General features: G+C 63.0%; 21 protein-coding genes. 12 read left to right on the plus strand and 9 right to left on the minus strand.

What is annotated here, in order from left to right; translation table 11 throughout:
* Positions 1-11: 11 nt before the first annotated feature.
* The 9 genes from FEV53_RS01225 to FEV53_RS01265 all read right to left on the minus strand — a co-directional run bounded on the left by FEV53_RS01225 (position 12) and on the right by FEV53_RS01265 (position 11,872).
* Positions 12-1,166 (minus strand): phosphoserine transaminase, encoded by a 1,155-nt coding sequence (locus tag FEV53_RS01225; protein WP_142832998.1) that lies wholly within the window; start codon positions 1,164-1,166, stop codon positions 12-14.
* A gap of 1,071 nt (positions 1,167-2,237) precedes the next feature.
* Positions 2,238-3,116, minus strand: a complete 879-nt coding sequence (locus FEV53_RS01230; RefSeq protein ID WP_142832999.1) for a 2-oxo acid dehydrogenase subunit E2 — start codon at positions 3,114-3,116, stop codon at positions 2,238-2,240.
* A 10-nt stretch (positions 3,117-3,126) separates the two neighbouring features.
* Positions 3,127-4,551, minus strand: a complete 1,425-nt coding sequence (locus tag FEV53_RS01235) for an NAD-dependent succinate-semialdehyde dehydrogenase (protein ID WP_142833000.1) — start codon at positions 4,549-4,551, stop codon at positions 3,127-3,129.
* Between the two features lie 15 nt (positions 4,552-4,566).
* Entirely contained in the window at positions 4,567-5,850 is a 1,284-nt protein-coding gene (locus tag FEV53_RS01240) for a biotin/lipoyl-containing protein (protein WP_142833001.1), read from the minus strand.
* Complete coding sequence (locus tag FEV53_RS01245; RefSeq protein WP_142833002.1) at positions 5,840-6,835, minus strand: alpha-ketoacid dehydrogenase subunit beta; 996 nt, start codon at positions 6,833-6,835, stop codon at positions 5,840-5,842. Before FEV53_RS01245 ends, FEV53_RS01240 begins: the two co-directional genes overlap by 11 nt.
* Before the next feature lie 10 nt (positions 6,836-6,845).
* Positions 6,846-7,823, minus strand: coding sequence for a thiamine pyrophosphate-dependent dehydrogenase E1 component subunit alpha (locus FEV53_RS01250; protein WP_142833003.1), 978 nt, complete (start codon positions 7,821-7,823; stop codon positions 6,846-6,848).
* Positions 7,824-7,910: 87 nt separating this feature from the next.
* Complete coding sequence (locus tag FEV53_RS01255; protein WP_142833004.1) at positions 7,911-9,209, minus strand: M24 family metallopeptidase; 1,299 nt, start codon at positions 9,207-9,209, stop codon at positions 7,911-7,913.
* 64 nt (positions 9,210-9,273) lie between these two features.
* Entirely contained in the window at positions 9,274-10,080 is an 807-nt protein-coding gene (locus FEV53_RS01260; RefSeq protein WP_142833005.1) for an SDR family NAD(P)-dependent oxidoreductase, read from the minus strand.
* Between the two features lie 10 nt (positions 10,081-10,090).
* On the minus strand, positions 10,091-11,872 hold the full coding sequence (locus tag FEV53_RS01265) for an ABC transporter substrate-binding protein (protein WP_142833006.1): 1,782 nt from the start codon (positions 11,870-11,872) through the stop codon (positions 10,091-10,093).
* 196 nt (positions 11,873-12,068) lie between these two features.
* Between FEV53_RS01265 and FEV53_RS01270 the strand changes: the two genes are divergently transcribed.
* The 12 genes from FEV53_RS01270 to FEV53_RS01325 all read left to right on the plus strand — a co-directional run bounded on the left by FEV53_RS01270 (position 12,069) and on the right by FEV53_RS01325 (position 25,731).
* Entirely contained in the window at positions 12,069-13,025 is a 957-nt protein-coding gene (locus tag FEV53_RS01270) for a sugar ABC transporter substrate-binding protein (protein WP_142833007.1), read from the plus strand.
* A gap of 151 nt (positions 13,026-13,176) precedes the next feature.
* Positions 13,177-14,151, plus strand: a complete 975-nt coding sequence (locus tag FEV53_RS01275) for an ABC transporter permease (protein WP_142833008.1) — start codon at positions 13,177-13,179, stop codon at positions 14,149-14,151.
* A gap of 12 nt (positions 14,152-14,163) precedes the next feature.
* Positions 14,164-15,165, plus strand: coding sequence for an ABC transporter permease (locus tag FEV53_RS01280; RefSeq protein ID WP_142833009.1), 1,002 nt, complete (start codon positions 14,164-14,166; stop codon positions 15,163-15,165).
* Positions 15,162-16,673, plus strand: coding sequence for a sugar ABC transporter ATP-binding protein (locus FEV53_RS01285; protein WP_142833010.1), 1,512 nt, complete (start codon positions 15,162-15,164; stop codon positions 16,671-16,673). The genes FEV53_RS01280 and FEV53_RS01285 overlap by 4 nt, the downstream gene beginning before the upstream one ends.
* 195 nt (positions 16,674-16,868) lie before the next feature.
* Positions 16,869-19,043, plus strand: a complete 2,175-nt coding sequence (locus FEV53_RS01290) for a NosR/NirI family protein (RefSeq protein ID WP_142833011.1) — start codon at positions 16,869-16,871, stop codon at positions 19,041-19,043.
* Positions 19,036-20,931 carry a TAT-dependent nitrous-oxide reductase gene (nosZ, locus tag FEV53_RS01295; RefSeq protein ID WP_142833012.1) on the plus strand — a complete coding sequence of 632 codons (1,896 nt, stop codon included), beginning with the start codon at positions 19,036-19,038 and terminating at the stop codon, positions 20,929-20,931. The genes FEV53_RS01290 and nosZ overlap by 8 nt, the downstream gene beginning before the upstream one ends.
* A 3-nt stretch (positions 20,932-20,934) precedes the next feature.
* Entirely contained in the window at positions 20,935-22,164 is a 1,230-nt protein-coding gene (locus FEV53_RS01300; protein WP_142833013.1) for a nitrous oxide reductase family maturation protein NosD, read from the plus strand.
* Positions 22,161-23,057, plus strand: a complete 897-nt coding sequence (locus tag FEV53_RS01305) for an ABC transporter ATP-binding protein (RefSeq protein WP_142833014.1) — start codon at positions 22,161-22,163, stop codon at positions 23,055-23,057. The genes FEV53_RS01300 and FEV53_RS01305 overlap by 4 nt, the downstream gene beginning before the upstream one ends.
* Positions 23,054-23,884: an ABC transporter permease gene (locus FEV53_RS01310; RefSeq protein WP_142833015.1), complete on the plus strand. Its 831-nt coding sequence runs from the start codon at positions 23,054-23,056 to the stop codon at positions 23,882-23,884. The genes FEV53_RS01305 and FEV53_RS01310 overlap by 4 nt, the downstream gene beginning before the upstream one ends.
* Positions 23,881-24,402 carry a nitrous oxide reductase accessory protein NosL gene (locus FEV53_RS01315; RefSeq protein WP_142833016.1) on the plus strand — a complete coding sequence of 174 codons (522 nt, stop codon included), beginning with the start codon at positions 23,881-23,883 and terminating at the stop codon, positions 24,400-24,402. Before FEV53_RS01310 ends, FEV53_RS01315 begins: the two co-directional genes overlap by 4 nt.
* A complete protein-coding gene (locus FEV53_RS01320) occupies positions 24,399-25,328 on the plus strand; it encodes an FAD:protein FMN transferase (protein ID WP_142833017.1) in 930 nt (309 codons plus the stop codon). Before FEV53_RS01315 ends, FEV53_RS01320 begins: the two co-directional genes overlap by 4 nt.
* A 25-nt stretch (positions 25,329-25,353) precedes the next feature.
* The gene (locus tag FEV53_RS01325; protein WP_142833018.1) at positions 25,354-25,731 is read left to right on the plus strand and encodes a c-type cytochrome; all 378 of its coding nucleotides are present in this window, start codon (positions 25,354-25,356) and stop codon (positions 25,729-25,731) included.
* The last annotated feature ends 32 nt before the right edge of the window (positions 25,732-25,763 follow it).

Here is a 25,763-nt window from a genome sequence, read left to right on the forward strand (position 1 = left end):
CCGGTGTCATGTCAAGCGGCGCGCTCGGCGAGCACGGCGTGATAGGCCCAGTCGATCCACGGCATCAGCGCCTCAAGATCGGAGGTCTCCACCGTCGCACCACACCAGATCCGCAGCCCCGGAGGCGCGTCGCGATAGCTGCCCAGATCATAGGCCACGCCCTCGGCGTCGAGTTTCTTGACCACCGCCTTAGCGAAATCCGCATCCCCGGCAACGGTTGGATCGGTGAATTTCAGGCAAACGGACGTGTTCGATCGCAGCGCCGGATCCTCGGCCAGATTGGCGATCCAGTCGCGGGCGTCGCAGAAATCCCAGACCACCTGAGCGTTGCTGTTGGCACGGTCCATCAGGCCGGTCAGGCTGCCCACGGATTTGCCCCAGACCAGTGCCTGCAGGTAATCCTCGACGCAAAGCATCGACGGCGTGTTGATCGTCTCGCCGCGGAAGATGCCCTCGATCAGCTTGCCACCCTTGGTCAGGCGGAAGATCTTCGGCATCGGCCACGCAGGGGTATAGCTCTCCAGCCGTTCGACGGCGCGCGGGCTGAGGATGATCACGCCGTGGGCCGCCTCACCGCCCATCACCTTCTGCCAAGAGAAGGTCGTCACGTCGAGCTTGTCCCACGGCAGATCCTGCGCAAAAGCCGCAGAGGTCGCGTCACAGAGCGTCAGACCAGCGCGGTCGGCGGGGATCATGTCGCCATTGGGCAGACGCACGCCGGAGGTGGTGCCGTTCCAAGTGAAGCAGACATCCTTGTTCCAATCGACCTCACTTAGGTCAACGATCTCGCCATAACCCGCTTCGCGCACGGTGTTTTCGGCCAGTTTCAGCTGCTTGACCACGTCAGTGACCCAGCCCTTGCCAAAGCTCTCCCACGCCAGCGTCTCTGACGGGCGAGCGCCCAGCAGGCTCCACATGGCCATCTCGAAGGCGCCGGTGTCAGAGGCCGGGACGATCCCGATGCGGTAGTCTTCGGGCACGCCGAGGATCTCGCGGGTCTCGTCGATGGCCTGCTTCAGCTTGGCTTTGCCAACGGTCGCACGGTGCGAGCGGCCCAAGGGGGCGTCCACGAGCGCGTCCAGCGAAAATGCGGGAGGTTTGGCACAGGGGCCAGATGAAAAACGCGGATTAGCCGGCCGCGTTGCCGGGGTCTCAGTAACAGTCATGCTACCCTTCCAGATAAGCGCCCCTCGTTGGGGAGGGGTGTCCCACCGCTAGAGGTACGCGCACCCAACACAAACAGCAATAGAGACATGAGTTCGGGACGCAAAAAAAATGACAAATTATGTGGGCAGCCGTTCTGCCCCACCGTTTGATGGTGTGAACCTTTCGCATAAATGGAAGGAAGCGCCATGGACCAAAATCGTGATGGCCGCGCCACGACCACGCACAACTTCCGCGCTCACATACGGTTATCGCAAGCTTCGATCCCGGAGCGAAGCCGTGAACTTGGAGTCAATCACCAAATGGGTGCCAATCGGCGCACGCAACAAACGGTGGAGGCCCTGAGGACCGGTCCGAAGGAACCACGGCCAAAACCGTTCCCACTGAAGCCGAGGACGCCGTGATCGTCTCATTCCCGCGCATTTCACTGCTACCGCCGGAGTCAGAGCGGCAGGCGAACAATCCGAAGGATCTTTTGTCGCGACAAACTCTTTTTGTGCCATGCAGCTCTCTAACGCGCATCTGACGCAGTCGGCGCTGCGGCGCTGTTTTCAACGATGAGCCACGTCCCGCAGTCACCCATTGGGCTCGGTCCTGTAGCGACTTGATGGGTAATTCCCAAGGACGATGACGCGCGGAATCGAGCATCCCCTGACCAAGCCTAACCACACGTGGGGTCCCGAAGATTAGAAAATAGTCCGGGGGACGGATGTCCCGAGGAGCGGCCAAGTCGAACGGGTGAACCGGCCGATCAAGCTTGGCGCCGAAACGTAAAACGGCATAACTACGATTGCCACGATCAGCGGCGCAGCCACCTTGCCGCCTTCCTGCGCGCCTACAAAGTCGCCCGTCGTCTGAAGACCTTGAGTGATCTCACACCCTACGAGCAAATCTGCAAAATCCGGACCTCAAAGCCGGGTCGATTCATCCTTGGTCCGATCCGCAAGATCTCGGGACTAAACACATAGGGGGCTTCATCTCAGAGCGGATTGACACATCAGCGCTATGGCGCGTCGCGACGCCGCTTGAAGCAGAAGCCCCCCGGCCCGATCAGCTGCGAGACGGACAGGCGCTCAAATCAGCATATTGCGCGGATCGGCGATCAACCTCGTGTAATGGGTCATGAACCGCGCGGCATCGGCGCCGTTGATCACCCGGTGATCGTAGCTGAGATCCAGCGGCACCATGGGCACCGGGCGCGGCGTGTCGCCCTCCCAGACAGTGACCGTCTCGGTGCGGGTGATGCCAAGGATCGCCACTTCGGGCGGGTTAACGATGGGGGTAAAGGCACTACCCCCGAGACCGCCGAGATTGGTGATGGTCATGGACGCGCCGCCCATCTCATCCGGCCCGACCTTTCTGGCCTGCGCGCGACCTGCCAGATCGGCGATTTCGCCCGCAATCTGCCAGAGCCCCTTGCGATCCGCATCGCGGATCACCGGAACCATGAGCCCGTGGGGTGTGTCGACGGCGATGCCAATATGGACGTAGTCCTTCAGCACCAGCGTCTCCCCATCCGGGGTCAGGGATGCGTTAAAGCGGGAGAAAGCCCGCAAACACCGCGCCAATGCCGCCACGTGGAAGGCCAGCGCGGTCAACTTCGCGCCACGTGCCTGTGCCTCGGGCTTCAGCGCCTTGCGAAACGCCTCGATGGCCGAGACATCCGCCCGGTCGTGATGGGTCACGGCGGGGATCAGGCTCTGGGCCGCGGCGAGGTTCTTTGCGGCGACTTGCGCGAACCGGCTCATGGGTTCCTCGGTCACTGGACCATACTGACTGTGATCTACGTTCCAGTAGCCGGTGTCGCCCGCAGGACCTGCCGCAGCGGTGGTGGCCCCGAGATCCTCGGCGCCCATGGTGCGGCGGCCCAGTGCGCGGGCCTTTTCACTCAGATCCACACCCTGTTCGAGAGCGCGGCGGCGGGTGGAGGGGCTGGCGATGACGTCGTTCATGATCGCCCCCTTACCACTCAGCCGAGATGTACTGGGTTTCCATGAATTCAAGCATCCCTTCATGTCCCCCTTCACGGCCGAGACCAGACTGTTTCACCCCGCCAAAGGGGGCGGCCGGGTCGCTGACCAGACCTCGGTTCAGGCCGACCATCCCGTATTCCAGACGCTCGCAGACTTGCAGCGCGCGCTTGAAATCCTCGGAGAAGACATAGGCCACCAGCCCGTATTCGGTGTCATTAGCGCGGGCGATGACGTCTTCCTGATCGGTGAAGGTCTGGATCGCGGCCACCGGGCCGAAGATCTCGTCCCGCACGCATTCCGCGTCCTCAGACACGTTGGAGAGAACCGTCGGCGGGTAGTAAAAGCCTTTGCCCTCCGGTGCCTCGCCACCGCACTCGACCTTGGCGCCCTTGGCCACGGCGTCGGCGACGAACTCGGCCACCTTGTCGCGGGTGTCCGCATTGACCAGCGGCCCCACATCGACCGAAGGATCGGTGCCATCCCCGACCTTCAGGGCGGACATGGCCTCGGTCAGGCGGCGGGTGAACTCGTCAGCCACGGCCTCATGGACATAGATCCGGTTGGCGGCAGTGCAGGCCTCGCCGAGATTGCGCATCTTCGCCAGCATGGTGCCCTCGATGGCCTTATCCATGTCAGCATCGTCAAAGATGATGCAGGGCGCGTTGCCGCCCAGTTCCATGGCGGGCTTCAGCACCTGATCGGCAGCGGAGTGCAGCAGTTTCCGCCCCACCCCGGTCGAGCCGGTAAAGCTGATCACCCGCACGCGCGGATCATGCAGCATGTGGTCCACCAGCGCACCGGTCCGGCGCGAGGGCAGCACATTGACCAGCCCCTTGGGCACACCTGCCTCTTCGAGGAGCGGCATCAGGGCCAGCATGGTCAGCGGCGTCTCGGAGGCGGGCTTGATGATCACGCCACACCCGGCGGCCAGAGCCGGCGCGATTTTGCGCGTGCCCATGGCGGCGGGGTAGTTCCAAGGGGTGACCAGCACGGCGAGGCCCGCCGGCTTATGCTGCACCACGATCCGGGCTCCGGAGGCCGGGGCGTGGGTGATCAGCCCGTCGGCGCGCACGGCTTCTTCGGCGAACCAGCGGAAGAACTCGGCGGCATAGGTGGCCTCGCCCATGGCGTCGGCGCGGGCCTTGCCGTTCTCCAGCGTGATGAGATGGGCAAAGTGATCGAGCCGCGCGGTCATGAGTTCCCACGCCTTGCGCAGGATCTCGGAGCGGGCGCGCGGCGTGCGGGAGGCCCAGTCGGCCATGGCGCGCTCGGCGGCGTCCAGCGCCGCGTCAGCATCGGCGATGTCAGCAGACGCGACGGAGGCCAGCACCTCTTCGGTGGCCGGGTTCAGCACGTCGAAGCGCTCTGCCGTCTGGCGCCATTCGCCGTCGATATAGAGGTCGGTATGTTCCATGAGCGGTGCCTTTTGTCAGAGCAGATGGCGGAGCGGTTGCTCCATCCGACCTGCGAAATTGGAGAGAAGCGCGATGGCCTCGGCGGCGCTGAGCTGGCCCGCGCCACATTCGAGCGTCAGCCCGATGCCCGCGCCCTCGGCGGTCAGGGTCAGGACCGGCGCATCTTCGGCGCCCATCTCGATTCCGGTGATCCCCGTGCCCCGCAGATCGCGCAGGATGAGCGCCGGGGCATCCTCGGTCTCAGCCACCTGCGACAGGGCCGGGCCGGTGACAGCGTAGCTGCGCGCAGTGCCGAAACGCTCGACTGCGACAGCAGACCCGTCACGACCGAGGCTCACCCCGGCGAGACCCGCCAGGAGCGCATCCGCGTCGGTCAGCCCGTGTGTGCCCGCAGCCCAGTCGGCAAACCCGGCAAAGCCATCGGTTGCACAGTGCGCGGTCAGGCGACGGGTTGCGGGGCCTGCGCCTGCCGCAGCCGCCGGGGTGGCGGCAGGGAGGGAGCGGAGGACGTCCAGATCGGCGACATGGTAGGGCTGGGGATGACCCCCCTCTACGAGCCGGTTCAGGTCGAGACCCTGTTCCATCGCCAGACGCCGCGCCTTGGGCGAGGCAAGGATGCGTCCGCCCGGAGCGATCGGCGCCGCAGTGGCTTGCCGGGGCGCGACGGCCTCCTTCGCCGGAGCGTCGGGCACCGCGGCTGGCGCCGGGGCCGAGGCAGGAGCGGCGTCCTTCACCGACAGGGAAACCGGGTTGGCCGGAGCGCTGTCGGAGAGGATCGCGACCGGGTCGCCCACGGGCACATCTTCGCCCGCCTGCGCCAGCGTCGCCGCGAGGTAGCCCGCACGACCTGCGGGAACTTCCATAGTGGCCTTGTCGGTCTCGACCTCGAAGAGCGGATCTTCGGCGCCGACCTCGGCGCCCGGCTCCACCAGCCAGCCGACGATCCGCCCGGCATCCTGTGCCATGCCGAGCTGCGGCATGGTCACAGGGGTGCCTTCAGGCAAATCGTTCCCGGCCTCAGGGGCCGCGGTCGTAGCAGGCGCTGCGGCTGGTTCCTCGGCGGTCTCGGAGATCTGCGCGATGGCCTGACCCACGGGCACGTCATCGCCAGCCGCCGCTGTCACGCCGGTCAGGAAACCCGCCGCCTGCGCCTCGACCTCCATGGTGGCCTTGTCGGTTTCCACCTCAAAGAGCGCGTCCCCCTTGGCTACCGCATCGCCCGGCGACTTCAGCCACGAGACGATCCGTCCCGTGTCCTGAGCCATGCCGAGCTGGGGCATCGTCACCTCATGCGGCATGGATCATCTCCCCGCCGCACAGCTTGCGCGCCGCCGCGGCGACGCTCTCGGGCGTCGGCACGGTCAGATCCTCCAGCGCGGGCGAGAACGGCACCGGCACATCCATCGCGCCCATCCGCAGAACCGGCGCGTCCAGATGGTAGAACGCCTTTTCATTCAGGCGGCTGGCGATCTCGGAGGTCACGCCAAAGCTCTGGTGGCCCTCGTCGATGACAATGGCGCGCGAGGTCTTCTTGACGCTCTCGATCAGGGTGGCCTCATCGAGCGGCACGATCGTGCGCGGATCGATCACCTCGGCACTGATGCCCTCGGCGGCGAGAATCTCAGCGGCTTTCTCGGCCACCTGCACCATGGACGACGTGCCGATCAGCGTGATGTCGGACCCCGTCCGTTTGACATTCGCCTCGCCGAAGGGGATCAGATACTCCTCCTCGGGGACCGGCGCCTTATCCTGATACATCAGCTTGTCTTCGAAGATCACCACCGGGTTGTTGTCCCGAATGGCGGTCTTCATCAGCCCCTTCGCCTCATAGGCCGACGATGGCAGGGCGACCTTCAGCCCCGGGATATGAGCCACAAGCGCCTGAAGCGACTGGGAATGCTGCGCCGCGGAGCGCCGCGTGGCGCCCAGATTGGTGCGCAGAACCAGCGGCACGGTGAGCTTGCCGCCCGACATGTAGTGGGTCTTGGCCGCCTGATTGCAAAGCTGGTCCATGATCAGGAAGATGAAATCGCCGAACATCAGATCGACGATGGGTCGCGCGCCAGTCATCGCAGCACCGACCGCCATGCCCATAAAGCCGGGCTCAGCGATGGGAGTGTCGATGACGCGCTCGGTGCCGAATTCCTCGACCAGGCCGCTGAGCACCTTGAAGGGCGTCCCGGCCTCGGCCACGTCTTCGCCCATGATAAATGTCGTCGGGTCCCGGCGCATTTCCTCGGCCAGCGCTTCGTTCACGGCCTGGGACAGGGTAATCTCTCGCATGTCTCTCTCCTCAGTCCGCGTAAACGTGCATGTCGACCTCGGACGGGTCGGGATAGGGGGCGTCGAGCGCATAGGCCACGGCGTCAGACGCGTCCTTTTCGATCTCGGCATTGATCGCGTCGATCTCTTCCTCGGTGGCGATGCCTTCGCTCACCAGATGGGCGCGGAAGCGGATGATCGGGTCCCGGTTTTCCTTCCAGTCCTTCTCTTCGTCCTTCGAGCGGTAATATTCCCGGTTGATATCGCCCACATGGTGCCCGTGATAGCGATAGGTCATCAGCTCGATAAAGAACGGCCCCTCACCTTTGCGCGCCCGGTCCACGAGCCGCTCGGTCAGCGCGTTGACGGCAAGCACATCCTGCCCGTCCACCTGATACGCCTCGATGCCAAAAGCCTCGGCCCGCGCGGTAATCGAACCAGCGGCGATTTCCTCGGTCTTGGTGTACTCGGAATAACCGTTATTTTCGCAGGCATAGATGACCGGCAGGTTCCAGAGCGCGGCCATGTTCATGACCTCGTAGAGCAGCCCCTGCGCCGTCGCGCCGTCGCCAAAAAAGCACACGGTCACATCGTTCGATCCGAGCAGCTTCGCCCGCAGAGCGGAGCCAGTCGCAATGCCCATCGAACCGCCGACAATGGCGTTGGCACCCAGATTGCCATGGCTCTGATCGGCGATATGCATCGAGCCGCCTTTGCCCCGGCAATAGCCTTCTTCTTTTCCCAAAAGCTCACAGAACATCTCTTTGAACTCAGCACCCTTGGCCACGCAGTGCCCATGGCCCCGATGGGTCGAGGTGATGCGATCATCGTCGGTGAGCGCTTCGCAGATGCCCACCGCAACGGCCTCTTCACCGGAATACATGTGGGTCAGCCCCGGCATTTTCGCCGAGAGGTATAGCTGGTTCGCATTGTCCTCAAAGGTGCGGATTCGCACCATCTGCCGGTACATGCGCAGGTAGTCTTCGGTATTGTGCTTGGCCTCGGCCATGACGATCCCCCGTCGAAAGGGGCGCCTTGCCCCTTTCTTTGTGTCTGAAAATACCCCCGCCGGAGGCGCGCCGCCGGCGGGCGGCGCTCAGTAGCGGTTGGCGATGGGCAGTTCTTCGGCCGGGAACAGCGAGATCACCTCGCAGCCCGTCTCCGTCACCACGACTTCTTCCTCGATCCGAGCGGCCGAGTAGCCGTCGGTGGCGGGGCAATAGGTCTCCAGCGCAAACACCATGCCCGTCTTGATCTCCATCGGGTGATCGAGACTGATCGCGCGGCTGATGATCGGACGCTCATGCAGCGCCAGACCCAGACCGTGACCGAATTGCAGACCAAACGCCGCATCTTCGTTCGGGAAGCCCAGCGATTCCGCCGTCGGCCAGACCTCGGCCACCTTGTCGGTGGTCACGCCCGGCTTGATCATCGCAATGGAGGCGTCGATCCATTCCCGCGCCTTCACATAGGCGTCGTTCTGTGACGGTGTCGCGCGACCCACGTTGAACGTGCGGTAGTAGCAGGTCCGGTAGCCCTGATAGCTTTGCAGAATGTCAAAGAACGCCTGATCGCCCGGGCGGATCAGTCGGTCAGTGAAGTTGTGCGGGTGCGGGTTGCAGCGCTCGCCCGAGATCGCGTTGATCGCCTCAACGTCATCCGAGCCCATCTCGTAGAGCATCTTGTTCGACAGGGCGACGATGTCGTTCTCGCGGACGCCCGGCTTCAGCTCTTCGTAGATCATGTGGTAGACGCCATCGACCATCGACGCCGCTTGCGTCAGGAGCTGGATCTCGTCCCAGTTCTTGATCTCGCGCGCCGCCAGCATGATCTGCTGGCCGTCGACCACATTGATGCCCTCTTCCTTGAGCGCGTGGAACATCGCGGTCTCAGCATAGTCCACGCCGACCGGCATATTCGCCATGCCCGCATCCTTGATGAGCTGGGCAATCATCTTGGCGTATTTCTGCATCAGGCCGAAATCCGGTGGAATGGTCCCGCGCATACCGACGACACCGGCAAGGCAGTGATCGGGTTCCAGCCAGTCGGAATGACGCTTGTGATGCACGGCAGCGGAGCCGAAGTCCCAGACATACGGGCTGTCATCGCCGGTCAGCAGACAGAAGCGGCACATCTTGTCCCGTTCCCATTCGCCGATCTTGGTGGCTGTCACGTAGCGGATGTTGTTCACATCGAACAACAGCAGCGAACCGGCTTGCGAGTTCTGCAGCGACTGACGGGTCCGGGCCAGGCGATAGCGACGCAGGCGATCGTGGTCGATGCGGCGCTCGAAATCCACCGAGGTATGGCCCCAGGCCGGGAGGCGCTCGCGCCATTCCCAATTGGGTTCAAGATCCTGGGGCGTAAGCATATTCGGCATAAGTGCGCGAGACATGGCGTTCTCCTTCGGGTGCGGTCTCGCGCACCCGTTTCTTGTTTAAAGTGAATTGGTTAGGGGGTTACTGGATGCACCAGCCCCCATCGATATGGATCATCTGGCCGGTCATGTAGTCGCTGTCGGACGAGGCCAGGAAGGCAGCGGTGCCCTTCACGTCATCGGGATAGGAGACGCGCTTGATTTGCAGGGCGTCGCGCACGATGTCGTCATAGGCCTGACCTTCGCGGTCCTTAAAGCCAATCTCCACGAGATCCTTGTCGAGCTGCTCCCACAACGGCGTCACCACCACGCCGGGGGCGTAGCCGTTTACGGTGATCCCGTGCTCCGCGAGGCCGATGGCACCGCAATGGGTCAGGGCCAGACAGCCATATTTCGACGTGCAATAGACCGTCACATCGACCAGCGGCTTGCGCGAGGCGATGGAGCCCACATTGATCAGCTTGTAGGGATAGTCGCGCTTGCCCTGCGCGATCATCTGCTTCGCCGTCTCCTGCATCCCAAGCCACATGGCCTTGGTGTTGACGTTCATGATCATGTCCCAGTTGTCTTCATCAATATCCATGAAGAACCGGGGCTTGTTCAGACCGGCATTGAACAGACCAACATTGATCTCGCCAAACGCTTCAACCACGGCGGCAACGGCATTGGCGTTGTCTTCGCGCTTGGTCACGTCCATCTTGACGGCGATGGCCTTGCCGTTCCCGGCGGCGTTGATCTTGTCGGCCATTTCCTGCGCGGCGTCGAGATCAAGATCCCCGAGGCACACATTCGCGCCCTGCTCGGCGAAATGCTCGGCATTGGCCGCACCCATTCCGCGCGCCGCTCCTGTGATCAGGATGTTCTTTCCTTTGAGACGTTCAGTGTCCATGTTGTCCTCCCTATGGTTGTTTGAGGGCTATCTCTGCCCGGGCCTGAACCCGCGCCAGAGCGTCACGCGGCGACGTGATGCCGCGCAGCATATCGTGAAGTTCTTCGCCGCAAGCCTGAATGATCTCGGTGATCCCAGGCACCGGCGGCCGGGGCCAGAACTGCAGCTCGTCGCGCCAGGACATTCCGTCCACCGCTTCAAAGATCGGGCTAAGCGCCCGAACTTCGGGGTCGGCACCGACCGAATAACGAGGCTGGCTACGCGATCCGGCGGTGACCACCTGCTTCTGCGCCGCGGCTGAGGTAAAGGAGATCAACGCTTCGGCGGCGGCCTTTCGGCGTTCGGGCGCGATATTCGCGGGAATGCCCAACAAGTAGCCGCCCACGGGCGCAACCGGCGGCGCCCCGGCCCCTGAGGGATGGGGCAAGTAGCCAGTGTTGTCCCGCGCGGGCGAGCCCGGGTCGGCCTCAAAGTACGGCGCCAGCAATGTGTAGCCATAAGCCATGGCAACCGTGCCAGCCGCATAGGGTCGGACGCGCTCATACCAGCTCATCGACAGGATGTCTGGCGGGGAATAGCGCATCAGCTCCAACAGATATTCAGCAGCCATAAGGGCGTGGGGCTGATCGAACATCGGCCGCATATCCCGGCCCGCGAGGCTCATGGCCTCAAATCCGCCAGCGATTTTCGGCAGGTCCAGAACCGGCTGTCCGAAACCCGCGCAGGCCATCATAAACTGATGCCCGAGCGCCGTGCCGCGCGCTGCATTCCACGCGATCCCGTAGCGGCCCCGGGTGGGCTTATGAAATTCTTTCGCCGCCGCCAGAACCGCTTCAGTCGTTGCAGGCGGCTCCAGCCCGGCCTCAGCGAACAGATCCTTGCGATAAAACAAGAGCTCCGGCGTCGTTTGGTTCGGCACGCCATACGGGCGACCATCCCAGTGCGCGGCCTGCCAGCCAGCGGTGTGGAAATCGGATGGGTCAAGACGTTCGATATCCATCACTTCGTCGAGCGGGGTCAGGACGCCTTGGGTCGCAAATTCACCGATCCACGGCAGATCCACGGCAATGATATCGTAGCGCGAAGTCCGGCGCGCCGCATCGCGCAGGGTTTCCGCCCGGAGACGGTCGATGGAGAACGCGCGCTGGTGGATGGAACACCCGATGATCTGCTCGAACTGGCGCTTGAGATGCGACATCGCCAGGAAGGTCGGATCGCCATGCACGAGAACCTTCAACCCGCCTGCGAGCTTCAACGGCTGCGGCAGCGGGCGGACCTGACCGATCACCTGGCTGGTGCGGTAGGAGCCGCCGAAGTAATAGTCGCCATCATCAGGCGCATGGCTGAGCGTTTCCGCCGCAAGCCGGGGAAGCCGGTCCGCCAGCTGCTGAATACTGTCCATCAACCGCGCAGACGGATGCAGGGTAAAGCTCTTGCCTGTCCGGGTCTTTGCCCGCTGTTCAATGAGTTCGTCGCCAATCAGTTCTGCCAGACGCCGGTTCGCCGTGGCGTATGGCACGCCCGAGGCCGCGATGGCAGACGAGGCGGTAATCATACGGCCTTCCAGATGACCTCGCACCACATGACATAGCATTTTTAGGTGCGGCGATGGCGCGGGACGCTCGATGAGGCCATCCACTTCGTCGCCCACTGCTGTCAGGAAATCAATAGCATGGGACACCCGATCAGACGCCGTACCGGCGCGAAGCGCCGGGCTGATCTTGTCCGAGAGAGTATCCTTTGGCATGGGGGGCACAGCAATCTTCGATTTGGACATTTCAAGACGGCTCATCGACCGACCTCCCTAAATTGGACAAGATGAAGACTGAGTCACAGCGAGCAGTTATCCATTTTGAAACCATAAAGTGTCAAAATGGATAAAATTCGGAGAGAAGCTGGCGATACCGGGGCGCATGGTCTGCCTTGTCAACCACGCAACCTCAGACCAACGCGTGGTGCCATCAATATATCTTGGGAGGATATCCAAAATGAAAACAACGATCGCAACCCTGGCCGCCACCACCCTGCTGACCGGCATGGCCTTTGCCGGCGAGCACGGCGGCAAAATGACCATCGGCATCACCCAGAACAATGTTGGCGTGGACAGCTACCAGACGACCTACGAAAAAGCCTTTATCGCGGCTGCCGAAGCCAACGAGATGGTTGAGGCCGTGGTTCTGGATGCCGGCGGCGACGTGGCCCGTCAGATCGCCCAGATGGAAGACCTGATCCAGCAGGAAGTCGACGCCATCATCATCTGGCCGACCAATGGCGAAGCCGTGATCCCCGCCGTCCGCAAGGCCAAGCAGGCCGACATTCCGGTCATCGTCACCAACTCCAATATCGCCGAGCAAGGCGCTGAGTTCGTGGCGTCTTTCTCCGGCCCGGACAACATCACCCAAGGTTCCCGCTCCGCCGAAATCATGTGTGACAAGTTCAAAGAGATGGGCATCGACGGCGAAGCGCAGGTCGTCCACATCACGGGCCAGCCCGGCTACACCACCGCCATCGAGCGCGCCAAGGGCTTCGAAGACCGTCTGCCCGAAGTCTGCCCGGACGTGACCGTGATCGACACCCAGCCCGGCGACTGGAACCGTGAAAAGTCCCAGAAGGTCATGGAAGCGTTCCTCGTCAAGTATGACGACATCGACGGCGTTTACGCCGGTGACGATAACATGGGCGTGGGCGCGCTGAACGCCGCCAAGGCCGCCGGTCGCGAGGGCATCATCTTTGTCGGCGCCACGAACTTTGCCGTCGGCTACGAGGCCATGGAGCGTGGCGAGTACTGGGGATCCATCTACCAGTCGCCCGTCGATGACGCCGAGGCCGCGCTGCAGACCGCCATCGACGTGCTTGAGGGCAAGGACGTTCCGGCGCTGAACTACTTCGACACGCCGAAGATCACCCAGGACAACATGGGTGATTTCACCAAGCCGGTCTTCTGATCCGACCTTAAAGGGGTCGGGCGCATTGTGCCCGACCCCGTTTTTCTGACCAGTGGACGGCCCGGAACGTTTGCGACCGGACCGTCCTCTGCTCAGACAGATTTCCATCGGGCATGACCCGCTATTTCACGACCGGGGGAGGTGACAGACCATGTCAGGTCTGACGAAACAGAATATCGGCAGCTTTCTGGCGCGACAGGGGATCCTTGTCGCTTTTGCGCTGTTCATGATTGGCTTTACGCTGGCCAACGGCCGCTTTCTGGACCCCGACAACGTCATGGGCGTGGTGCGGTCTTCGGCGATCCTCGGGGTGATGGCGCTGGGGGTCACATTCGTGGTCATCAGCGGCAATCTGGACCTGTCCGTTGGCTCGATGATGTCGTTCTCGACCATCGTTGTGCTGGACTTGCATGACAAGATCGGACCGACCCTTGCCATTCCCGCAATGTTCGCCCTGACACTCTGCCTCGGAGCGCTGATCGGGTTTTTGGTGGGCTATCTGAAGCTCAACTCACTCATCGTCACTCTTGGTATGCTCTCTGCGATCCATGGCCTGACGCTGACGTGGTCCGGCGGCAAGAATATGGACATTGCGGACAAGGAGGCCACCTGGTTCGGCATCTTCGGCCAAGGGGAGATCATCGGTATCCCGGTGCCCATCCTGATTTTTGCGCTGCTGGCATCGGTGCTGGGCCTCATCCTCGCCAAGACGCCCTTTGGCAGGAAGGTCTACGCGGTCGGCGGCAACGGCACCGCGGCGACCTTCTCGGGCATTCGCCGGGCACGGGTCGTGTTCAGCTGCTATCTGATGTCATCTTTTTGCGTCGCCACGGCCGGGCTCATTCAGGCCAGCCGCTCCATGGGATCGCAGAATACGGTCGGACAGGGGCTGGAACTGGAGGTGCTTGCGGCGGTCATCCTCGGGGGCGCATCCTTGCTGGGCGGATCCGGCACGATCTTCAAAACCGTAATCGGCGTGCTGATCCTCGGCTTCATCCAGAACGGCCTCCTGCTTGTCGGTCTGCAATTCTACGTCCAGTATGTTGTGACCTGGGTCATCATCATCCTTGCAGTCTGGCTCGATATCGCAGCCAAGCGCGGCAAGCTCTGGTCCCCGATCGCCTGAGGAGAAGAGATCATGAAACCCGGAACACTCTCCACCTTTCTCAAGCGCGGCGCCATCTGGGGCTTTATCGCGCTGGAGCTGATCTTCTTCACCGTCGCAGGTGAGTTCCTCAGCGTCAGTGACAAGGCGTTCATGGACGTCGACAACATGCTCCTGCTGTTCAAACAGTCTGCTCCCATCGGGATCATCGCCATGGGCATGACGATCATCATGGTGAACGGCAATATCGACCTGAGCGTCGGCGCGATCTACGCGTTCTGTGCGGTGATCCTGCTGGACAGCATGACCTGGCCCATCTTTGCCGGGCTCGGCGATGCGGTCATCCCGGTGTCGTGGATCCTCGCGCTGGCCGTGGGTACGGCGCTCGGCGCGCTGAACGGGCTGATCGTCTGGAAAACCGGCGTGGATGCCTTCATCGTGACGCTGGGCTCCATGCTGGGTTATCGCGGCCTCGTCTTCATGTATAATGGCGAGCAGCCGACCAGCCACCTGAACTGGACCCTCGTGGATTTCGCCGAACAGCAGTTTCTGGGCCTGCACACGGCCACGTGGTTCCTGCTGATCGTCACCGCTGTAATCTGGTTCCTGATGAACCGCACCGTCCATGGCCGCAACGCCTACGCCATCGGGGACAACCGGGCGGCGGCGGTGAACGCGGGCATCCGGGTCGGGCCGCATATGATGGTCAACTTCATGATTATCGGTTTTCTCGCGGCCCTGTCGGCGGTGGTGTTCTATTCCGAGAGTGGCTCGGTGAACCCCAATGACGGGGAGCTCTACGAGCTTTGGGTGATCACCGCCGTCGTGCTGGGCGGCACGAAGCTGACCGGGGGCGCAGGCTCGATCATCTCGACCTTCGGCGGCGTGCTGGCGATCCAGCTCCTGCGCAAAGGGCTGGCCCATATCGGCGCGGACACCGAAACGGTCAATCTGGTGATCGGTCTCATTCTGATCGCGGTGCTGTTCCTCGACCGGCAGCTGAACCTCAAGGGCAAAGAGGAGTTGAAGGTATGACCGAACAAACCCCGGTTCTCCGCCTCGAAAACATCGTCAAGACCTTCCCCGGTGTGCGGGCTCTTGACGGGGTGTCTTTCACCGTCCTGCCCGGCGAAGTTCACGCCCTGATGGGCGAGAATGGTGCAGGCAAATCCACTCTGATGAACGTTCTGGGCGGGATCTACCAACCCGACGAAGGCCAGATCATCGTCAGCGAGCAGCCTGCCGTGATGACCTCCCCGCTTGAGGCCAAGGCCCGAGGCATCATGTTCATCCATCAGGAGCTCAGCCTCGCCGAAGAGCTGTCCGTGGCCGAGAATGTCTATCTGGGCGAGTTGCCGAAAAAGCGGTTCGGCCTCGTGGACTGGGACACGCTCTACGCCCGGACGGATGCAATTCTGGAGCGGTTGAAGGTTGGCTTCGATGCCCGGACCCGCGTGGGGGATCTGTCCATCGCCAACCAGCAGATGGTCGAGATCGCCCGTGCCCTGACCGTGGACGCCAAGGCGGTGATCTTCGACGAACCAACCGCGTCGCTGACAGATGCGGAGAAGGTGGTGCTGTTCGAGGTGATCGCCGATCTGCAACGCGACGGGGTCGGGATTATCTACATCTCCCACCGGATGGAGGAGATTTTCAAGATCACCGACCGCATCAGCGTTCTGCGCGACGGCAGTTATCGTGGCACGCTCCACACCCGTGACACCGACGAAGAAGCCGTTACCCAACTGATGATCGGGCGGAAACTCGACCTCAGCCGCAGCGAATCGACCCATGAATTGGGCGACGTGGCGCTGGAGGTGCGGGGGCTGTCTTGCGGACACCTGTTCGAAGATGTGAGCTTTCACGTGCGGCGCGGCGAAGTGCTGGGGTTCTACGGGCTCGTGGGTGCGGGCCGGACGGAGATCGCCGAGACGCTCTTTGGCCTGCGCGATCCATCGGCGGGGACGATCCTGCTCGACGGACAGGAAATCCGCATTCACTCCCCGGTGGACGCCATCGAGCGGGGCATTTCGCTGGTTCCCGAAGATCGCAAGGGACAGGGACTTGTCCTGGGCATGAACTGCCGGGACAACATGACCTTACCTCAGGTGAGTGATCTGACCGCCGGGCCGTTCGTCAGCGACGGGGCGGAGGTGGCGATCTTTGACCAGTATCGGGACAAGCTCGACATCCGCACGCCCGGTTGGCGGCAGCTTGTGGGCAACCTGTCAGGCGGCAACCAGCAAAAGATTGTCATCGGCAAATGGCTCTCCATGCACCCGAATGTGCTGATCGTGGATGAGCCGACGCGGGGGATCGATGTGGGCTCGAAATCCGAGATCCACAACCTGATCCGCGAGCTGGCCGCGCAGGGCTATGCGGTGATCGTGATCTCCTCCGAGATGCCCGAGGTGCTGCGGGTCAGTGATCGGATAGTCGCCATGTATTCCGGCCGGGTTATGCGGACCTTCACCTCTGATGACGTGACCGAAGACAACCTCATCCAGGCGATTTCCGGCCTCGGAGACGGCGCCGCCGCCTGAACGCCCCAACCGAAGGCTGCCGGCGCAATACCCGGCAGCCTTACTGCGCGTTCATAGTCTTCTTTCCAGGGTATAACGACCTCCGCACCTCCGCCATTGCGATTGGACCGGTGTCGTAGACGAGGGGGCCGCAGAGCGGGTCCCGGCTTGACGTTCGTCAAGGTCACGCTCCGGGAGCACGACCATGTTCGAGACATGGTTAAACTGCGAGTCATTCTTGGACACTGTCTTCTTCTGGTTGCGCTTCTGACCGCGACCGGGGCGGTGGGATCCGATCTGGCCCGGATGCTGCCTGACCTCGCTGCGGCCGATCTCGTGACAGGTGCAGACAGTTTCGGGCCAATCCGCGAGGACATCCCCGTCGCGCCGGTGTTGTCGGACGGTGAGACGGTGGCGTGGGCCTATCTGACCTCCGATTTTGTCGGAACCACTGGCTACTCGGGCAAGCCGATCCACGTCATCGCCGCAATCTCCCCCGAGGCCGTCATCACCGGGGCGCAGCTCGTCGAGCATTCCGAACCGATTGTTCTCATCGGAATTCCGGATCGGAAAATGCGGGAGCTGACGGCCAGCTATGCCGGGCTCGACCTCAGAGCAGCGGCGGACGGCGAAGCCCATGACCTCGACATCATCTCCGGTGCGACGGTGACTGTCATGGTGATCGATGATTCGATCCTCCGCGCCGGGCTGAAGGTCGCGCGGGCTCTGGGTCTGGGTGGCCTGGCCCCTGAGGCCCCTGCCCCGGCACCGCGCGCGCTCGACATGACCCAAGCCACGACCAGCGATTGGGCCACCCTGTCCGGTGATGGCTCCATTCGGCGGCTGACGCTCGATGTGGGCCAGATCAACGCGGCTTTTGCGGCCACAGGCGACGCGCGCGCTATTGCTCGCCCCGAACCCGGAGCCGACGAGGAGACCTATATCGACTTACAAGCTGCGCTGGTCAGCGCACCGGTGATCGGTCGCAGCCTGCTGGGCGAGCGCGACTATGCCAATCTGACCGAGTGGCTGGAACCGGGTGAGCATGCGTTGCTGCTGCTGGGACGCGGCAGCTATTCGTTCAAAGGGTCCGGCTACGTGCGTGGCGGCATTTTCGACCGGTTCCAGCTGATCCAGAACGATGTCTCGATCCGCTTTTTTGACAAGCAGCACCAGCGGGTGGTGCGGCTTGGAGCAGAAGACGCCCCAAGTTTCAGCGAACTTGACGTGTTCAAGATCCCCGCCGACGTGGACTTTGACCCTGCCGCGCCGTTCCAGGTTCAGCTCTTGGCGCAACGCGCGGTGGGCGCGGTGGACAAGATCTTTCTAACCTTCGATCTGGGCTATCAGCTGCCCGAGAAATACCTGCTGCAGGCGGCCCCAGTTGCCGTTCCTGATACGTCTGACGAGGCCGCCGCCAAGGCCGCCCTGTGGCAGCGGATCTGGCGGGACAAGACCGTCGAAATCGCAGGTCTTGCCGTCTTGCTTGGCGGACTGACTCTGGCGTTCTTTTTCCAGATGCAGATCACCCGCAACGAGCGCGCGTTCTTCTGGTTCCGCATGGGCTTTCTGAGCATCTCCCTCGTGTGGCTCGGCTGGATCATGAATGCGCAACTCTCGGTGGTGAACCTGATCGCATTGGCCGGAGCCGTGCGGACGGGGTTCACATGGGATGCGTTCCTGCTCGACCCGCTGGTCTTCATCCAGTGGTTCGCGGTGGCGGCGGCGCTGATCTTCTGGGGGCGCGGCGCCTATTGTGGCTGGCTCTGCCCCTTCGGCGCGCTCCAGGAACTGACCAACCGACTCGCACGGCTGGCCCGCGTGCCGCAGGTCACCCTCCCCTGGGGTCTACATGAACGGCTCTGGGCGCTGAAGTACCTGATCTTTCTCGGGCTCTTTGGCCTGTCCCTCGCCTCGATCCCCGAAGCGGAGAAATGGGCCGAGGTTGAGCCCTTCAAGACTGCGATTATCCTGAAATTCATCCGCGACTGGCCGTTCGTCGTCTTCGCGCTGGCGATCCTCGGGGCAGGTCTGTTCATCGAGCGTTTCTATTGCCGATACATGTGCCCCCTCGGCGCAGCGCTCGCGATCCCGGCCCGCATCCGCATGTTCGACTGGCTCAAGCGCTACAAGAGCTGCGGCAACCCTTGCCAGACCTGCGCCCATGAATGTCCGGTCGATGCCATCCACCCGACGGGAGAGATCAACCCCAACGAGTGCATCACCTGCCTCCATTGTCAGGTGCTCTACCAGTCCGAAGACCGCTGTCCGGTGGTCATCCAGCAACTGAAACGCCGGGCGCGCGACGCCGCGTCGGCTGCCACAAATCAGGAGGCCATCGACCGGCTCCTGAACCATCCCAATTCGACCAAGGAGAAAACTCATGTCTGACAAGACCGAAAAACTGACGGTCAGCCGTCGCGGTGTCCTCGGCGCCACGGCGACCGGTGCGCTGATGGCCACGACCGGTGTCGGGGCCGGGATGTTTGCCGGAGCGCGTCCCGTGCGTGCCGAGGGCAAAGCCAGCCTCGCCCCGGGCGAACTCGACGAATATTACGGCTTCTGGTCGTCAGGCCAGACCGGTGAGCTGCGTATTCTGGGCGTGCCATCGATGCGGGAGATCATGCGGGTGCCGGTGTTCAACCGTTGCTCGGCAACCGGCTGGGGGCAGACCAATGAGAGCCTGAAGATCCTCACCGAGAACCTCTTGCCCGAAACCAAAGAGATGCTCGCCGCCCATGGCAAGCAAACCTATGACAATGGCGACCTGCACCACCCGCATATGTCCTTTACCGACGGGGTCTATGACGGGCGCTACCTCTTCATGAACGACAAGGCGAACACGCGCGTGGCACGTGTGCGTTGCGACGTGATGAAATGCGACAAGATTATCGAGATCCCCAACGCCCATGACATCCACGGCCTGCGCCCGCAGAAATTCCCGCGCACGGGCTATGTATTTGCCAATGGCGAGCATGAGGCGCCGCTGGTCAATGACGGCACGGTGCTCGACGATCCCAGCCAATATGTGAACGTCTACACCGCCATTGACGGCGACACGATGGAGATCGCGTGGCAGGTGCTCGTCTCGGGGAACCTCGACAACACCGATTGCGATTATCAGGGCAAATATTCCTTCTCGACCTCCTATAACTCGGAGATGGGCACCAACCTCGCCGAGATGACCGAAGGGGAACTCGATCACGTCGTGGTGTTTAACCTTAAGGAGATTGAGGCCGGCGTCGCCGCAGGAGATTATCAGGAGCTGAACGGGGTCAAGGTTCTCGATGGCCGCAAGGGTCAGAACAAGAACTACACCCGCTATATTCCGATCCCCAACTCGCCCCACGGCATCAACACCGCGCCGGACGGCAAGCATGTGATGATCAACGGCAAGCTCTCCCCCACCGTCTCGGTGATGGATGTGACGAAGCTCGACGATCTCTTTGCGGGCAATATCGAGCCGCGCGACTGCATTGTGGCCGAACCGGAACTGGGTCTCGGCCCGCTCCACACCGCGTTTGACGGGCAAGGCAACTGCTTTACCACGCTGTTCCTCGACAGCCAGGTGGTGAAGTGGAACATCGACAAGGCGCTGGCAGGCGAGGATCCGATCATTGAGAAGGTCGACGTCCAGTATCAGCCCGGCCACAACTCCACCTCCATGGGCGAGACCAAGGAGGCCGACGGTAAGTGGCTGGTGTCGATGAATAAATTCTCCAAGGACCGGTTCCTGAACACCGGCCCGCTCAAGGCGGAGAACGAACAGCTCATCGACATCACCGGTAGTTCGATGAAGGTGGTCCATGACGGTCCGACCTTTGCCGAACCCCACGACTCGATCATCGTGCGCGCCGATATCGTCAAGCCGCTGAACATCTGGAACCGCGACGACTCCATGTGGGAAGAGGCGCGCAAACAGGCCGAGGCGGACGGGGTGGATCTCGATTGGGGTCATGACGAACCGATCCGCGACGGCAATAAGGTCCGGGTCTACATGCACTCCATCGCGCCGAATTTCTCGCTTGAGAAATTCACCGTCAAGCAGGGCGATGAGGTGACGATCTACGTGACCAATATGGACGATATCGAGGATGTGACCCACGGCTTCTGCCTGTCCAATTTCGGTGTCGCCATGGAGGTCGGCCCGCAGGCCACGGCGTCTGTCACCTTCACCGCCACCCGCCCCGGCGTGCACTGGTATTACTGCCAGTGGTTCTGCCATGCGCTCCATATGGAGATGCGCGGCCGGATTTTCGTCGAGCCCAAGGCGACCTGAGCGATGATAGCCCGGCTGGCCCTCATCGCGTCTGTAGTGTTCCCGATCTCTGCCCTAGCGGCAGAGATCGCGGTGGCACCCGGCGCGCTGGCCGCGGCTCTGGAGCGGGCACAGGATGGTGACGTTCTGCGCCTCGCGCCCGGCGATTATGCCGGGCCGGTTGTGATCGATCGGCCCGTCACTCTTGAGGGCAAGGGCGACGCACATATCGACGCGGGCGGCACGGGCTCAGTGATCACCGTCACCGCCCCCGACGTGACCCTTCGCGGGCTGATCCTGACGGGGTCGGGTGACAGTCATGAAACGATCGATTCCGGCATTCAGCTGACCAAGACCGCCACCCGCGCGGTGGTCGAGGACAATGTTCTGACGGGCAATCTCTATGGCATCGACATCCACGGCGCCCGCGACGCGCTGGTGCGTAGAAACGTAGTCGAAGGTAGTCAGGACCGCGCGATGAACCGGCGTGGCAACGGGATCTATGTCTGGAATGCGCCCGGTGCAGAGGTCAGCGGCAACAAGATCCGCTGGGGCCGTGACGGGATTTTCGTCAATTCATCGAAGAAAAACCGGTTCCTGAACAACGAATTCCGCGATCTCCGATTCGGCGTGCATTATATGTATGCCGATGACAGCGAGGTTTCGGGCAATCTCTCGGTGGGCAACCATCTGGGCTACGCGGTGATGTTCTCAACGCGGGTTCGGGTGACGGACAATGTGTCCGACGGCGATCGCGATCACGGAGTGATGCTGAACTACGCCAACCGTTCCGAGATCACCGGCAACCGGGTGACCGGCGGCGCGAAGAAATGCGCGTTTCTCTATAACAGCCACAAGAACATCTTTACCGGCAACAGCTTCGAGGGCTGTGAGATCGGGCTGCATTTCACCGCCGGATCGGACCGCAACGAGATCACCGGCAATGCTTTTGTCGGCAACCGGACACAGGTGAAATACGTCTCGACCCGCTGGGACGAATGGTCGGTGGACGGGCGCGGCAATTACTGGTCCGACTTCGCCGCCTATGATCTGGACGGCAATGGCATCGCCGACACACCCTACCGCCCCAATGACAGCATGGACCGGGTGCTCTGGACCCAGCCTGCGGCCAAGCTGCTTCTCGGCTCGCCCGCCGTGCAACTGGTGCGCTGGTCGCAATCGGCCTTTCCTGCGCTCTTGCCCGGCGGGGTCATCGACAGCCATCCGCTGATGCGCCCGGAGGAGGGATCATGAGCCTTGTTCTGATCTGTGACAGCCTGATGAAACGCCGCGACCGGGTGCCAGTGTTGCAGGACGTCTCGCTGGCCATTCCCGAAGGCGCGCGGGTGGCGCTGCTTGGCCATAACGGTGCGGGCAAATCGACACTCATCAAGCTGATCCTCGGTCTGACACCTCTCGACAGCGGCACAATCTCGATCCTCGGCGCCCGACAAGGCTCGGATGCTGCGCGGCAGGCTGTGGCGCATCTGCCCGAGGCGGTCGCCTTTCAAGGGGCGCTGACGGGCCGGGAGACGCTGCGCTATTTCGCAGGGCTCGCCGGTGAGGACCCCCGCCAGATCGGTCACCTTCTGGACCGTGTCGGTCTGGCCGAGGCCGCGGACCGACGGATCGCCACCTACTCCAAGGGTATGCGCCAGAGGCTGGGGCTCGCGCAGGTGCTCTTGCGACGACCCCGGCTGGCGCTGTTGGATGAGCCCACCAGCGGGCTCGATCCGATCTCCCGCCACGACCTCTACGCCATCATCGATGAGCTTGCCGCCGGGGGTACTGCCGTTCTGATCGCCAGCCACGCCCTGACTGAACTCGAAGCCCGCACCGACCGCATCGCTATCCTGTCGAAGGGCCGCCTGGTCGCCGATGACACCCTGTCCGCTCTGAGCCATCAGGCCGGGCTGCCCACCCGGATGCGGGTCCGGGCGAGCGGCAGCGATGGCGCCGACTTCATTGCCCGCAGCACCGGAGGCGCGCGGATCAACGGCGCCTCTGTCGAGATCACCTGTCCGCCGGGGGCCAAGATGGCCACCCTGCGCACGCTCTCGGGCCTCGGGCCGCAGGTCAGCGACATTGATGTCGTGCCGCCGGGCCTTGAAGATCTGTACCGCCATTACTCGGGGGACCTGTCATGAGCGCATTCACCCGCATCGCGGCCGTCGCCCGGACCGAAGCGCTGGTTCTCCGTCGAAACCGCTGGCTGGCGGTGTCGACCCTGATGATGGTGGTCTTTGCCGTGGCACTCTCCATGGCGGGCAGCGCGCCCACGGGGACGCTGGGCGTGGACCGGCTGACCGTCTCGGTGGCCTCGATGACCACGCTGGCGGTCTATCTGATTCCTCTACTGGCGCTGCTGATTTCCTTTGACGCCATTGCCGGAGAGCGGGATCGGGGGACGCTGGCGCTGTTGCTCTCCTACCCCGCCAGCCGGGCCGAGTTGATCCTCGGTAAAGCGCTGGCCCATGTGGCGGCGCTGGGTTTTGCGAGCCTCCTCGGGTTCGGCGTCGCCGGTGCGCTGGCCATGATCTCGGGCGGCACGAGCACCGAGAGTCTCACCGCGCTGGCCCGGCTCATGGGCACGTCCATCCTGCTCGGGGCGGTATTCGTGGCGCTGGGATACGTGATCTCGGCGCTCGCAGGGTCCCCGGCATCGGCGGCAGGGCTCGCCGCCACGCTCTGGCTGATCTTCGTCGTGCTCTATGATCTCGCGCTACTGGCAGCGGTGGTTGTGGACGGGGACGGCGTATTTACCCGCGCCGTGTTTCCCTGGGTGATGACCGCCAACCCTGCGGACGCCTTCCGTCTGTGGAATATCGCCGGGACCGAGAGCGTCGCGATCGCTGCGGGTATGAGCGGGGTGGCGCAGAGCCTGCCCCGCTGGGCCGCGCCCCTGTCGCTTGTCATCTGGCCCCTGGTCGGTTTCGCACTGGCGCGTTGGGCTTTTCGGAGGGTTGAACCATGAACCGCGTGATCCCGTTCTTGCTGGCCACGATGCTCCTGCCCGCCTGCCGCGAAGAGGTCGCCACGGTTCCCGATCCCACCCCCCTGACCGAAGAGGCGCTGAGCTATTTCTGTCAGATGAACGTGCTCGACCATGGGGGGCCGAAGGCGCAGATCCACGTGGATATCTACGAAGCGCCAATGTTCTTCGCGCAGGTCCGCGATGGCATCGCCTATCTGCGCAGCCCGGAACGCGACGGGCGCATCACCGCCATCTATGTCAGCGACACGGGCAGTGCGGCGGATTGGGACGTTCCCCAGTCCCTGCCGTGGATCACAGCCGAGGACGCGGTTTTTGTCATCGGCTCCGACCGACCCGGCGGCATGGGTGCGCCGGAGCTGGTGCCCTTTGCCTCCGAGGCCGATGCAGCGGCTTTTATCGCCGACCACGGAGGCCAGGCTGTGGCCCTCGACGCCATCCCGGACGACGCCGTGACAGGCCCCGTGGATCCCGACTGGACGAAGGAGCAAGGTTCATGACCCACGCGCTGACACGCCGCCGTTTCGTAGCCATCTCCGCCGCGTTGCCCCTCGCCGGCGCGGCCTTCGGCGCCACGATGCCCGAGACCCGCTGGAAGGGCCGCGCGCTCGGGGCCAGCGCATCCCTGCGCATCGCTGGTCTCGCGCCAGATGAGAGCGCACCCGTGGTCACCGCCGTCGAAGCGGAGTTGCAGCGACTGGAGCGGATCTTCAGTCTCTATCGCGAAGATTCGGCGCTGGTGCGGCTGAACAGGACCGGCAAATTGATCGCATCTCCCCCCGAACTGCTGGAGGTGCTGAGCCTCGTGGACCACATCCATGACGTGACCGGCGGTGCCTTCGATCCGACCGTGCAGCCGCTCTTTGCCGCCCTCGCCCACGCCGCCGACGCAGGTCGCAGCGTCTCACCCGAAGAAATGCGTGCCGCCCGGACGCATGTCGGATGGGACAAGGTGGAGATCACCCCGAACGCGATCCGCCTGCCCTCCGGTGCCGCGCTGACCCTGAACGGCATCGCACAGGGCTACATCACCGACCGCATCGCCAGTTTGCTCAGGCACCGGGGGCTGACGAATATTTTGGTGAATGCAGGCGAAATCCGGGCGCTTGGCAGCCGTCCCGATGGCACAGACTGGCAGGCCGGGATCGCCGATCCCTCTGGCGCGCTCGTCTCGCGGCTGACACTGACCGACCGGGCGCTCGCGACCTCTGCGCCGGGCGGTACCCGACTTGGACCCTCTGCGACTGAGCACATTCTCGATCCAGGCACCGGAACAGCCGCGCGCGGTGCAGCCCTTGTCTCGGTGTCCGCCCCCACAGCGATGGTGGCCGATGGCCTGTCCACCGCCCTCTGCGTGATCCCGCCCAAGGGGCGCGCCGCTGTCATTGCGGCCTTTCCGCAGGCCCGGATCGAGGCTAGCCTATGATCAACCATCCAAAGGAGGATAACTCATGTTTCTGAAAACAGTGACGGCCGTCGCTCTGACCGCTCTGGCTCTGCCGGCCTTCGCCGAAGGCGATGCGGCCGCTGGTGAAAAGGTCTTCAACAAGTGCAAGTCCTGCCATGCGGTGGGTGAGGGCGCCAAGAACAAGGTCGGCCCAATGCTGAACGGCATTGTCGGCGCCGAGGCCGGCAAAGTTGAGGACTTCAAGTATTCCGACGCACTGATGGCCAAGGCCGAAGAAGGTCTGGTCTGGGATGAAGAGTCCCTGACCGCCTTCCTGACGAAGCCCAAGGACTACATCCCGGGCACCAAGATGTCCTTCAACGGACTGCGTAAAGAAGAAGAGATCGCGAACGTGATCGCCTATATGGCAACCTTCGAGTGATACTCACGGGGCGGGCGCGGCTGTCAGCGGCG

The organism is Palleronia caenipelagi (assembly GCF_007004065.1).
Taxonomy (GTDB): domain Bacteria; phylum Pseudomonadota; class Alphaproteobacteria; order Rhodobacterales; family Rhodobacteraceae; genus Palleronia; species Palleronia caenipelagi.